The following is an 11,780-nucleotide window of genomic DNA, read 5'->3' on the forward strand; positions in this document are numbered from 1 at the left end:
GCAGCCCTCGGTTTACGGCTCGAACTTGTAACCCAGGCCCCGCACCGTCACCAGGTAGCGCGGCGCCCCGGGGTCGGGCTCGATCTTGGCGCGCAGCCGCTTGACGTGGACGTCCAGGGTCTTGGTGTCGCCCACGTAGTCCGCGCCCCAGACCCGGTCGATCAGCTGCATACGGGTCAGCACGCGCCCGGCGTTGCGCAGGAGCATCTCGAGGAGGTCGAACTCCTTCAACGGGAGGTCGACCTTGCCGCCCGAGACCGTGACGACGTGGCGGTCCACGTCCATCCGGACCGGGCCGGCCTCCAGGGCCGCCGGGGTGACCTCCTCCGGCTCTCCACGGCGGCGCAGGACCGCGCGGATGCGGGCCACGAGCTCCCGCGAGGAGAAGGGCTTGGTCACATAGTCGTCGGCTCCTATTTCGAGGCCCACGACCTTGTCGATCTCGCTGTCCTTGGCGGTGACCATGATCACCGGGACGTTGGACCGGACGCGCAGCTGCCGGCAGACCTCCGTGCCGGGCAGACCCGGCAGCATCAGGTCGAGCAGCACGAGATCGGCGCCGTTGCGCTCGAACTCGTCGAGGCCGTCCGGGCCGGTGGCCGCGATGGCCACCTCGAAGCCTTCCTTGCGGAGCATGTAGGACAGGGCGTCGCTGAAGGATTCCTCATCCTCGACGACTAGCACTCGGGTCACGGAAGGGCCTCCGGGGCAGGGAATGGTTCAAAAGAATCGGTCTCGTACGGCCCGTCGTGGTCAACAGGACCGTTGACGACGAGGGATCCGCCGGTGGTACGACCCCGTACGACGCCCGACTCGGGCAGTCGCAGGGTGAACGTGGAGCCCTGTCCCTCCGAGCTCCATACGGTGACCTCCCCGCCGTGCGAGGCGGCCACGTGCTTGACGATGGCGAGGCCGAGACCGGTGCCACCGGTGGCCCGTGAGCGGGCCGGGTCGACGCGGTAGAACCGCTCGAAGACGCGTTCACGGTCCTTCTCGGAGATGCCGATGCCCTGGTCGGTCACGGCTATCTCGATCAGATCCCCGCCGGGCGCGGCCAGCTTCCGGGCTGCGATGCCGACGCGTGTGCGGGCGGGGCTGTAGTTGACGGCATTCTCCACGAGATTGCCGAGGGCGGCCGCGAGCTGGCTCCGGTTGCCCCAGACGAAGAGGTCCGCGGTGCCGCCCGAGGCCATGGTGATCTGCTTCGAACCGGCCTGCTGGCGGCACCGGTCGATCGCCTCGGCGACCAGATCCTCCACCCGTACGGGTTCGGCGTCCTCCAGCGGGTCGTCGTTCTGCACCCGGGAGAGGTCGATCAGCTCCTGCACCAGGTTGGTCAGCCGGGTCGCCTCGATCTCCATGCGGCCGGCGAACCGCTCCACCGCCTCCGGGTCGTCGGAGGCGTCCATGACCGCCTCGGAGAGCAGGGAGAGCGCTCCGACCGGCGTCTTGAGCTCGTGACTGACATTGGCGACGAAGTCACGCCGCACCGCTTCTATGCGACGGGCCTCCGTGAGGTCCTCGACCAGCAGGAGGACCAGGCGTGAGCCCAGCGGGGCGACCCGGGCCGACACGGCGAGCGCCTCGCCCCTGCCCGTACCGCGACGCGGCAGGTCCAGCTCGACCTGCCGTATCTCACCGTCGCGCCGGGTGTCCCTGGCCATGTGGAGCATCGGCTCGACCGCCAGGCGTCCGCCCCTGACCAGGCCCAGCGCATAAGCGGCGGAGCTGGCCTTGACGACGCTGTCGCTCTCGTCGAGCACCACGGCCGACGAGCTGAGCACGGAGAGGACCGTGTCCACCCCCGGGGGCAGCGCGGCGTTGCCGTCGGGCCGCAGGGACGTACGCGTGGGCCGCTTCTGCTCGCGCTCGCTCCAGCGGAACGCCAGCATCGCGATCACACCGGTACAGAGCCCGGCGATCGCGGCAGCTGCGGCGACCGCCGCGTTCACGTCCATGCCTCAAGGTTATGCGGGCGCGCCGACACTCTCCCAGCCGTCCGGGTGCCATCTCGAACACTCGTCGCCCAGAGTTCACCGAGGGGATAGTGCCGGTTCACTTCGGGGGCCGGATCCCGACGCGTTGGCCCCGCACCGTGGCAACGTGGGGGTCGGCCCCAAGACCCCGGCCTCAGGATCTGGAGAGGGACTTCCATGCGCGACGCTTATCACGAGGAACTCGATTCGATCGGCGAGGACCTGGTCGAGATGGCCAGGCTCGTCGGCTCGGCGATCGGCCGGGCCACGACGTCCATGCTCGACGCCGATCTCAAGCTCGCCGAGAGCGTGATCGCCGCGGACCAGAAGGTCGACGACCTCCAGCACGACCTGGAGGCCCGTGCCATCGCGCTGCTGGCCCGCCAGCAGCCGGTCGCCACCGATCTGCGGATAGTGGTCACCTCACTGCGGATGAGCGCCGACCTGGAGCGCTCGGGCGACCTCGCCCAGCACGTCGCCAAGCTGGCGCGGCTGCGCTTCCCCGCGTCGGCGGTGCCGCACGACCTGCACGCCACCATCCTGGAGATGGGGCAGCTCGCCCAGCGGCTGATGGCGAAGGCCGCCGAGGTGATCATCACGAAGGACGTCGACCTGGCGCTCCAGCTGGAGCAGGACGACGACGAGATGGACCTGCTGCACCGCACGCTGTTCCAGCACCTGATGGACGACCGCTGGAAGCACGGCATCGAGACCGCTGTCGACGTCACCCTGCTCGGCCGCTACTACGAGCGCTTCGCCGACCACGCCGTCTCGGTCGCCAAGCGGGTCGTCTACCTGGTCACGGGTGAGCACGCCGACGAGATCCAGGCGGCGACGCCGGTCGAGGGGGCGTAGGGGGCGCGGACGTCACGGCGGCCGCACATCCGTTCCAGCGCCTGTGCGCCGTTGATGCGCCCTCCGGGCTGGGCATGACAAGGGGTGCGGGGGCGGCGCGGCATGCCTGCGGCCCCCGCCGTCGGCATGTGTGCCCCGTGCATGTGCCGTACGCCGTCGAGTCGTACGCCCTGAGGAGGGACCATGGCCGATTCCCCCATGACCGAACCCCAGCAGCAGGAGACCCCGACCGAAGTGGTGCATCTGCCGTTGCTGGGAGCCTGCGGCTGCGGCTCGGGCTGCGGGTGCGGCTGCCAGTCCGGCGCGCCGTGCCAGTGCGGCGGCTGAGTCCGGCCGAATCCGGCGGCGGTGCCCCGCGACGGACACGTGTCCGTCGCGGGGCACCGGCGCCGCGTACTCCTGCTCCTCAGACCGCGGGCTCGGCTACCGCCCGGTCCTCGGGCACCGGCGAGGCGGCGACCACGGGCTCCGGCAGGTCCAGGTTCCGCATCAGCAGCCAGTAGCCGAACGCGGCCACCGTGCCCAGGACCGCGCAGGTCCCCCACAACCAGGCGGCGCCGTAGTGGTCGATCACGAAGCCGGACATCAGCGGGGCGACGAGCGCCGCCACCGACCAGGACATCGTGTACATGCCCTGGTAGCGGCCCCGGCCGTGGGCCGGTGACAACTGCACGACGATGCCCGTCTGCGTCGGCGCGTTGACGATCTCGGCCAGGGTCCAGACGCACACCGTCAGGGCGTACACCCCGACCGATCCCGCGAAGGCGGTCAGTCCGAAGCCGTAGCCCGCGATCAGGGACGACAGGATCAGCAGCCGGCGGGGGTCGCGATGCTGGATGAACCGGGTGACGGGGATCTGCAGGGCCACGATCAGCACGCCGTTGACGGCGATGGCCGTGCCGAAGTCGGAGCTGGACAGCCCGTCCGTGCCCATGGCCACCGGCAGGCCCACGTACCCCTGCTGGAAGATCAGCGCGACCAGGAACGACAGCCCGACGACACCCATGTAGCGCCCGTCGCGCAGGACCGTACCCAGCCGCACGTCGTCCGGTGCCCGGGTCCCGGCGGCCCGGGGCGCCGCCTCGGGGCGGGACTCCGGCACCTTGAGGAAGACGACGACCGCGCAGAGCAGGGTCAGGGCCGACTCACCCAGGAATCCGGCCAGATAGCTGTACTCGGCGATGAACCCCGCCCCGGCCGACGAGACGGCGAACCCCAGGTTGATGGCCCAGTAGTTGAGCGAGAAGGCCCGCACCCGGTCCTCGGGCCGGACGATGTCGGCCATCATCGCCTGCACGGCCGGCCGGGACGCGTTGCTCGCCATACCCACGACGAAGGCCACGCCGGCGATCGCCACCGGATGGACCATGAAGCCGAGCACCGCCACGGACACGGCGGTCGAGAGCTGCGCGATCAGCATGGTCGGGCGGCGCCCCAGCCGGTCCGTCATCACCCCGGCACCCAGGGACGACACGACCCCGCCGAGCCCGTGGAGGGAGGCGACCAGACCGGCGTACGAGGCCGAGTAACCCCGGTCCAGGGTCAGATAGAGCGCCATGAACGTGGCGACGAACGCCCCGAGGCGATTGACCAGCGTGCTGGTCCACAGCCACCAGAACTCCCTGGGGAGACCGGCGACCGTCTCGTGTGCCGCCTTTCTCAGACCAGCGACAGACACAGGACCACTCCCCCGGGACGTGCGTGTACGGATGAACCGCCGGCCTGTGTAAGCGGCCCGATGGCAATCCGAACATTACGAAAGCGGAGCCCCCGGCTGCCACTCGATTGACGCCGCCCGTCAACAGTCACGCCCCGGCCCCGCGCTCCGGTCCGCCCTTTGGCCGCGCGCGCGTAGGGCGCGCGGGTTCGATTACGCTCGGACCCATGGCCGACGCACCGTACAAGCTGATCCTCCTCCGCCACGGCGAGAGCGAATGGAACGCGAAGAACCTGTTCACCGGCTGGGTGGACGTAGACCTCACCGACAAGGGCGAGAAGGAGGCGGTCCGCGGCGGTGAGCTGCTCAAGGACGCCGGCCTGCTCCCCGACGTCGTGCACACCTCCCTCCAGAAGCGCGCGATCCGCACCGCCCAGCTCGGGCTGGAAGCCGCGGACCGCCACTGGATCCCCGTGCACCGCTCCTGGCGCCTGAACGAGCGCCACTACGGCGCCCTCCAGGGCAAGGACAAGGCCCAGACGCTCGCCGAGTTCGGCGAGGAGCAGTTCATGCTCTGGCGCCGTTCGTACGACACCCCGCCGCCCGCTCTCGAGGACGGCACCGAGTTCTCGCAGAGCGCCGACCCGCGCTACGCGACGATCCCGCCGGAGCTGCGCCCCCGCACGGAGTGCCTCAAGGACGTCGTCACCCGCATGCTGCCGTACTGGTACGACGGCATCGTCCCGGACCTCCTCGACGGCAAGACCGTCCTGGTCGCCGCCCACGGCAACAGCCTCCGCGGTCTGGTGAAGCACCTGGACGGCATCTCCGACGACGCCATCTCGGGCCTCAACATCCCGACCGGCATCCCGCTCGCCTACGAGCTGGACGCCGACTTCCGCCCCCTGAAGCCGGGCGGCACCTACCTCGACCCGGACGCGGCGAAGGCCGCGATCGAGGCCGTGAAGAACCAGGGCAAGAAGAAGTAAGCACCCACGAAGAAGCCCCCTACCTGCGGTTTTGTAACCAGGAGGGGGCTCTTCTGTGCGCTTGGGCCGCGTGGGGGCCGCCGCGCTGGATGCGGTGGATCCTCACTCGAACCGCCACGAGGAAGGCGAACGGGAGGACGGCGAGGGGCTCAACGCCAACCCACACGGCCAATGCCGCGCCTCCGATGGGACGGCTCGCTCACGGAGCTCGTCGGGATACTTCCGGGGTGCAGGCATCAGACCTGTGTTTCCCATCTGCCGGATCAGTCATGCCCGGCTTCAGGGCCGCTACGAAACCCGGTTCAGCTCACTCAGAGCGCGAGTTCGATTCTCGTCACCCGCTCCACGCAAAAGCCCCAGGCCAGCGGCCGGGGGCTTCTTTGTTGTTGCTCAAGCCCGATCGAGTAGCCTGCCCCCGTTCCGCCCCCAACGCGTCCGTCGGCTTCTTCCGGTCGCCAGCACTCCACGAGCACATATACCAACTATGATAGTTGTTATATGCTTCAGCGCATGGAGACGAAGACGTACACAACGATCGACCTGCGCAAGGGGATGGGCGAGATCCTGGACCGGACCCGGATCGCCGGTGAGGCCGCCGCCATCACCCGTAAGGGGAAGACGGTCGCCTACTTGGTGCCGGCCGAGTGGTTCGAGCAGATGGCCAGTCGGCACCAGTCGCACGAGGACCGGCACGAGGCGGCCTGACCCACCCTCCATACCAAGGAGCCCGAACCATGCCCGCCCATGCACTCCACTTCGACGGGTACGAGGGGGAACCCCTGCGGTTGCCACCCATGCCCGAACGCACGCCTCAAGCACTCCGGTTGGCCATTCAGGAACACACTCCGCACCTCCTCCCGGACTTTGAGGCTCACTGGAAGCGCGTCATCGGTGACGCCTTCAACATCACCCCCGTGCCGGCCTTCATGCGCCTGTGGTGGACGCAGTACGCCATCGCGCGGAATCCCGTCCTCGACTCGCACCTTCGCGACCTCGAAGCCCGCGCCGCCAAGTCCGAGGACCCCGAGGAGTCCATCCGGCTTCTGGAGGAGTACAGCCGCCTCCGGCACGAAGCCGCCGAGAGGAAGCCCGGAGAGTGATCGACGAACCACTCCGGCCGCCTTGGCAGATGGACTGGACGAAGCAGGCGCAGCACGACTTCCAGAACATGCCCGCCGAAGGCAGCGACCTGGTCATGAGTGCCCGTGCGGAACTGGTCACCGCCGAAGACCCGTACTTCCGGGGAATCGACGCCGATGCCTCGCTCCCGCACTGGATGACCGTCCGGCCACTGGCCTCCACGAGCCCCGGCGGCCCGCACATCGTGGACCTGGCCGGCGGACGCGGCTGGCTCATCTACACATTCATGCGCCGCCACGCCGACCCACAGATCGTCGTTACCGAAGCCTTCTGGGCCTGACGTCTGTGCCACCGCAGCGTCTGCACCACGGGCGGCTTCCGTTTCGTGTCACCCGCTCCGGCAAGAAGCCTCAGGTTGATGACCTGCCGTCGACGTGCCCCATCCGTGCCCTTCGGAGCGGAGAACAGCGGTCACGTACGGCTCCCAGGGGCACAGACAACCACCGCACTGCCGACAACCGCACAGGTCAGAGCCGCCCCGTCCACTCAAGCACCCGTGATTCCCAAGCTCAGAGCGCGAGTTCGATTCTCGTCACTCGCTCCATGCAAAAGCCCCAGGCCAGCGGCCGGGGGCTACCAGATGGCGAGCCCCATCAAGCGGTGGAAGCCGGTGCCCCGCAGCTCGGGCGCCTACCGATGTCGTGCAGCCACGCGGCAGCCACCAGAAGGCCCCGGTCATCCTCTGACACAGCCGCGGAAGCCTCTTCAGCGCGAGCAGCGCAGCCTGAGTGCGCAACCAGCGGTTCCCGAGCGGAGGAAGCAGAGACTCGGCGAGTTCCGCCGCTCCCTGAGGCCTGTCCAGTGCAGAAGGCATGAGTGGAACGGTAGCCGAGTCGAGCATCGAGCCGACAGAGCGCAGCAGACGAGTAGATCTGGAGTTTCGCACCGGTCGTCCGCCCCTCAATGTGGACCACCATGGATCGCGACTGCTGTCGTGCCTCCACTCACCGGGTCGGCATGCCCCCGTGGGGGCTGTTGACCACGATCGGCACAGACCCTTCAAGGAGGTAAGGGTGCTCGGGGAAGTAGTCAACGTGGAGGTGACCGCCGTCGTCGGCGGTAGCCACGGCCATCAGGTTGCCTGCCAGGATCGCCCTGGCACCGAGATCGCCACTGATCACCAGAACCTGCCGCTGAGCGTCGAGTTCGATCCGCACCCCGGCCCTGGAAGACTTCCTGGCTTCGATACCGGCCAGGGCGCCTCCCTCCGGCGATGAGGTGGATCCGATGAACCTGTCACCCTCGGCCACTGCATTTACCAAGACAGCCAGCTCCTCCGCTGACGCGGTGAGATCTACCTCGCCGAAGACTGGATCGGACACGAGTCGCACGGGGCGGCACTCCTCCATGCTCGGGCCTGATGCCGTTGGCCGCTTCCCCGACGTGCGATCAGATGCATCGAGAGCAGTCCACCAGACGCGTGCGGTAGAACTTTCTCTACTTCATCAAGCCCCGCGCACGGCGCGGGCGCGCGCCGCCTCAGCGGCGCGGCCTGCCTCTGTCTTCGCCCCGGCTGGCCGCGCCCGGCGGCGCGCTCGGCGGCTGCGGGCGTGAAGGTGGGAGACACCCTCCATGGCTGGGGCGGTCGGCTCCACGGCTTTAGCCACCTCCCCGGTTCGGGTCCCGCGTCGAGCAAGACCAGGGGACCACTCGTTCAAATTCCGGGCAGGATCACAGCCTGCCCGAGTTGCCGGCCAGCGTACGGCCCCCTGATCATGCTCGACCCCAAACCGGGCAGGCCACCGACCAAACCCGCTCCGCCGCCCGCTCGTGCCAACTTGCGCACTCCGATCATCAGGGTTCGACTGGAGTGAAGGGTTCATGACGAGATCGGCGCGAACGCGAATTTGGCCAGGCGACCTTTCGGGTGAAGAAAATGGTTCGGTATATAATTCCAATCATTGCCGCACTCATCGGCGGAACGGCCGCATTTTGGCTATCCACTTTTCGGGATCGCATACGTCTTGACCTCAACCTAATTTCCATCAGTAAGGGCCGCAACCCGAAAGAGGCAGCACCTATAGGTGACAGGATCGTGGAAATTTCGGGATCATTCACACTTTCGGGGGTTGACCTTGGGAATGATTCCACTGAAAGCGATATTGCGCTCGTGTGCAGTGACGCAAGAGACGTCCAAGAGGGGGCGCCGGAACAGATCAGACTTGCGCGAGAACTGAAAAGAAGAATCTGGCATTGCAGAACCGTCGAGGAAAGAGTCGACTTCATAACCGAACTCATAAGCGACGGCGGATTCATCTTTAGAGAGATCTGTGCCGGAATACGCAAGTGCGAGCTCATTTTGCCGAACGCCAAAGGGAAGGAAACTTCGGAACCAAGTGAGCCAGTTTTGCCGAGCGTTAAAAAGGAGGACACTCCGGAGGTGCAGGAAGTCTGCAGCGTTGAGACTCGCGAGCTGGACGGCCGGGAGTGCATAGTCATGGAATTCCAGGACCGCCGGTACCGCATCCCAGTCGACTCTCCCACCCTGAAGGAGCGCATGCTGCCTCTCGCCCAGGCGATCAAAACCTTCAATAAAGAGACGCTCGATAAATGCCTAGAGTATACGATAAGTGCCATCAGGCAGGACCACTCGCGCGCCGACATACTGACAAGCGGGCTGGGTGAAATTATGAACTCCGGCCCATTCAGGGTAGATCTAATGATCGTGAACAAGGGCAGTCGAGCGGCAGTACTCAGCCCCTATGCGGCCCTCCTGACGAGTGGTGCCATATCATCCCTCGAAGCTCTACCCCTGAAGATTGAGTCCATTCAGGACACTCGCAACGAGGAAGCCATCCAGGGATCATCTTTCGTCTCCATCGAGCCGAATTCTACCGCGACGCTAATTCTGCGATCTGACCCCATTGAGTCGTCCAATGCCCTTGCGGCCGCCTACGATAAGGGCATACTCAGCTGTTCAATTGCGATCGTTAGACTGAAGACTACACTTACGGGAAAACTTGCTTACAAGATGCAGGAAACAGTTCACAAAGATTTCGGGGCCAACTTCGATCACAACATGCGTGTCCAGGTAATGAAACTCGCGAAGCGTTGACCGGACGCCCGGTAACAAGATGAACCGTCTACCGCCAGCACCCCACCAACAAGTTTAGAAAGCGTCCGCCCCCGAGCAACGGTTCGCGGGGCGGTGCGCCTTCCGTTTGCGGCTTACGCCTCGTAAGCCCGAACTGGTCCGCACGACAGCCAAGACGAGGGGTGGGGATAGTGGCTCGTACGCAGTCCAGGTGTGGACCGCCAACAGACTAGGGACCCGGCGACTGGCCATGATGGACACATCGAGGTGCAATTTCCATTGCGGCGACTGGTCCTCGTACACCATCCACAGGCGTAAGGAAGCCGAACGTAAAACGAAGGCACGAAGGCGTCGCAAGCGAGACAGTCGCGGGTGCGGTGACATCCATGGCTGACATCAACAGCAACGGACAGCGGCGGCACCCCGCAGTCTGACGCAGCCGCGCGGGCAGCGGATCAGCCTGGCGTAGAGACGGTCCGATCGAACTACCAAAGCGCGTGTCGGCCCATATCGACGGCACCGATATGCGAGCGCCCTGCAGAGCCGCCCTAGGGGCCTGGAAGGGCGCTCAATGATGACCAGCCGACAATCTGCAGGGTCAGGTTTCGCTCGTTTGCTTGGCTTCCAGAGCATCGACGACGGCCGCGAACTCTTCCAGGGCAGCGGTAAGGTCTTCGATAATCTCGCGGGCGATCACGTCGGGGGCAGGAAGGTTGTCGAGGTCCTCAAGAGACTCGTCCCGAAGCCAGGTGATGTCCAGATTGACCTTATCGCGGGCGAGCAGCTGGTCGTAGGTGAACGACTTGAATCGCTCGGACTCAGCACGTTCTTCGCGGGGCTGGCCTGGCTTGGCAGATTGGACGAAGTCGTCCAGGGCCCCACGGGTCAGCGGGTTGTTCTTGGGTGTGAAGTGTTTGTTGGTCCGCAGGTCGTACACCCACGTGGCGGCCGTCCACGGGGTCTCGCTGGCCGGCTTCTTGTCGAAGAACAGCACGTTCGCCTTCACGCCTTGGGCGTAGAACACACCGGTAGGCAGGCGCAGGATCGTGTGCAGGTCGAAATCGTTCAGCAGACGTTGGCGCAGCGCCTCCCCGACTCCGCCCTCGAACAGCACGTTGTCCGGCAACACCACCGCGGCTCTGCCATTGATGTCCAGGATCGTCATGATGTGCTGCAGGAAGTTGAGCTGCTTGTTGCTAGTGGTGACCACGAAGTCGTTGCGCTCGATCTCCCGGTCCTCGCGGGCTGCCTTGCCGCCGGCGCCCACCATCGTGATCGAGGACTTCGTGCCGAAGGGCGGATTGGCCAGCACCACCGACCAGCGCTTACCCGGGTCGTCGATCAGGGCATCCTTGACCTCGATCAGCGACTCGCCCTTGGCATCGCCCATGCCGTGCAGCAGCAGATTCATGGCAGCCAGGCGTGCGGTGCCGTCCACGATTTCCACGCCGTGCACGAAGGACGCCTTCAAGTGCTGACGCTGCTCGGGGTTCATGTGCGCGGCGTCCTTGGAGGCGTGCTCGTGGGCGCACAGCAGGAAACCACCTGTGCCGCAGGCCGGGTCGACCACCGTGTCCTCCACGGTGGGCCGCACGACATCGACGATCGCGGAGATGACCGACCGCGGGGTGAAGTACTGGCCCGCGCCCGACCCCTTGTCGCTGGCACCCTTGGACAGGAGAGACTCGTAGGCGTCGCCGTTGAGGTCACCGCCGCCCGACCAGGTCTCCTTGTTGATCAGGTCGTGGATCAGCCGCTTAAGGATCGCTGGGTCCTGCACGCGGTTCTGCGCCTTGCGGAAGATCGTGCCCAGCATGCCCGGCTGGCGGCCCAGCCCTTGCAGGATCAGCGTGTACTGGGTCTCCAGGGCCACACCCTCGGTGTCCAGCAGGCGCTGCCAGGAGTACTCCTCGGGGACAATCTGCTCGGGCTTGAGCGGCCGATGGGCACGCTCATGCGCCATCTTCAGGAACAGCAGGTAGGTCAGCTGCTCGGTGTACTCCAGTACGCCGACCCCGGCGTCCCGCAGCACTCCCGCGTACGTCCACAGCTTGTCGACCAGCCGGCGAGTGTCCGACACGTTGTTTCCTTCCCTACTCAAGGCATACGCCCTGCAAGATAAATAGATT

The 11,780-nt window shown here is 66.2% G+C and carries 12 protein-coding genes; 7 read left to right on the forward strand and 5 right to left on the reverse strand.

Annotated features, from left to right (window positions below; all coding sequences use genetic code 11):
- Window positions 1-12: 12 nt before the first annotated feature.
- Together ACIBCU_RS34285 and ACIBCU_RS34290 are read right to left on the reverse strand one after the other, a co-directional pair.
- Window positions 13-693 (reverse strand): response regulator transcription factor, encoded by a 681-nt coding sequence (locus tag ACIBCU_RS34285; protein WP_014047499.1) that lies wholly within the window; start codon window positions 691-693, stop codon window positions 13-15.
- Entirely contained in the window at window positions 690-1,958 is a 1,269-nt protein-coding gene (locus ACIBCU_RS34290; protein WP_362943484.1) for an ATP-binding protein, read from the reverse strand. Before ACIBCU_RS34290 ends, ACIBCU_RS34285 begins: the two co-directional genes overlap by 4 nt.
- Window positions 1,959-2,153: 195 nt before the next feature.
- On the opposite strand from ACIBCU_RS34290, the gene phoU reads away from it, so the two are divergent.
- On the forward strand, window positions 2,154-2,831 hold the full coding sequence (gene phoU, locus ACIBCU_RS34295; protein WP_362943481.1) for a phosphate signaling complex protein PhoU: 678 nt from the start codon (window positions 2,154-2,156) through the stop codon (window positions 2,829-2,831).
- Between the two features lie 183 nt (window positions 2,832-3,014).
- Window positions 3,015-3,158 (forward strand): hypothetical protein, encoded by a 144-nt coding sequence (locus ACIBCU_RS34300; RefSeq protein ID WP_356707990.1) that lies wholly within the window; start codon window positions 3,015-3,017, stop codon window positions 3,156-3,158.
- A 79-nt stretch (window positions 3,159-3,237) separates the two neighbouring features.
- Here ACIBCU_RS34300 and ACIBCU_RS34305 read toward each other — a convergent pair whose 3' ends face one another.
- The gene (locus ACIBCU_RS34305) at window positions 3,238-4,509 is read right to left on the reverse strand and encodes an MDR family MFS transporter (protein ID WP_399236272.1); all 1,272 of its coding nucleotides are present in this window, start codon (window positions 4,507-4,509) and stop codon (window positions 3,238-3,240) included.
- A 206-nt stretch (window positions 4,510-4,715) separates the two neighbouring features.
- Here ACIBCU_RS34305 and ACIBCU_RS34310 point away from each other — a divergent pair, with 206 nt between their 5' ends.
- The 4 genes from ACIBCU_RS34310 (at window position 4,716) to ACIBCU_RS34325 (ending at window position 6,897) form a co-directional block, all read left to right on the forward strand.
- Window positions 4,716-5,477 (forward strand): phosphoglyceromutase, encoded by a 762-nt coding sequence (locus ACIBCU_RS34310; RefSeq protein WP_351326922.1) that lies wholly within the window; start codon window positions 4,716-4,718, stop codon window positions 5,475-5,477.
- Between the two features lie 510 nt (window positions 5,478-5,987).
- On the forward strand, window positions 5,988-6,182 hold the full coding sequence (locus tag ACIBCU_RS34315) for a type II toxin-antitoxin system Phd/YefM family antitoxin (protein WP_399236274.1): 195 nt from the start codon (window positions 5,988-5,990) through the stop codon (window positions 6,180-6,182).
- A gap of 29 nt (window positions 6,183-6,211) precedes the next feature.
- Window positions 6,212-6,577: a hypothetical protein gene (locus ACIBCU_RS34320; RefSeq protein ID WP_326737202.1), complete on the forward strand. Its 366-nt coding sequence runs from the start codon at window positions 6,212-6,214 to the stop codon at window positions 6,575-6,577.
- Window positions 6,574-6,897 (forward strand): hypothetical protein, encoded by a 324-nt coding sequence (locus tag ACIBCU_RS34325; RefSeq protein WP_362932711.1) that lies wholly within the window; start codon window positions 6,574-6,576, stop codon window positions 6,895-6,897. Before ACIBCU_RS34320 ends, ACIBCU_RS34325 begins: the two co-directional genes overlap by 4 nt.
- 664 nt (window positions 6,898-7,561) lie before the next feature.
- On the opposite strand, the gene ACIBCU_RS34330 is transcribed toward ACIBCU_RS34325, so the two are convergent.
- On the reverse strand, window positions 7,562-7,948 hold the full coding sequence (locus tag ACIBCU_RS34330; protein WP_399236277.1) for a hypothetical protein: 387 nt from the start codon (window positions 7,946-7,948) through the stop codon (window positions 7,562-7,564).
- 536 nt (window positions 7,949-8,484) lie between these two features.
- On the opposite strand from ACIBCU_RS34330, the gene ACIBCU_RS34335 reads away from it, so the two are divergent.
- Window positions 8,485-9,672, forward strand: coding sequence for a hypothetical protein (locus ACIBCU_RS34335; protein WP_399236280.1), 1,188 nt, complete (start codon window positions 8,485-8,487; stop codon window positions 9,670-9,672).
- A 577-nt stretch (window positions 9,673-10,249) separates the two neighbouring features.
- Here ACIBCU_RS34335 and ACIBCU_RS34340 read toward each other — a convergent pair.
- On the reverse strand, window positions 10,250-11,731 hold the full coding sequence (locus tag ACIBCU_RS34340) for an N-6 DNA methylase (protein WP_399236282.1): 1,482 nt from the start codon (window positions 11,729-11,731) through the stop codon (window positions 10,250-10,252).
- Window positions 11,732-11,780: the final 49 nt, after the last annotated feature.

The sequence above is a fragment of the Streptomyces sp. NPDC051064 genome, from assembly GCF_044455985.1.
Taxonomy (GTDB): domain Bacteria; phylum Actinomycetota; class Actinomycetes; order Streptomycetales; family Streptomycetaceae; genus Streptomyces.

Bases quoted from the DNA above. Each gene is read 5' to 3' on its own strand.
- ACIBCU_RS34315 (WP_399236274.1), top strand. From the start codon at position 5,988: ATGGAGACGAAGACGTACACAACGATCGACCTGCGCAAGGGGATGGGC.
- ACIBCU_RS34320 (WP_326737202.1), top strand. From the start codon at position 6,212: ATGCCCGCCCATGCACTCCACTTCGACGGGTACGAGGGGGAACCCCTG.
- ACIBCU_RS34290 (WP_362943484.1), bottom strand. From the start codon at position 1,958: ATGGACGTGAACGCGGCGGTCGCCGCAGCTGCCGCGATCGCCGGGCTC.
- phoU (WP_362943481.1), top strand. From the start codon at position 2,154: ATGCGCGACGCTTATCACGAGGAACTCGATTCGATCGGCGAGGACCTG.
- ACIBCU_RS34310 (WP_351326922.1), top strand. From the start codon at position 4,716: ATGGCCGACGCACCGTACAAGCTGATCCTCCTCCGCCACGGCGAGAGC.
- ACIBCU_RS34300 (WP_356707990.1), top strand. From the start codon at position 3,015: ATGGCCGATTCCCCCATGACCGAACCCCAGCAGCAGGAGACCCCGACC.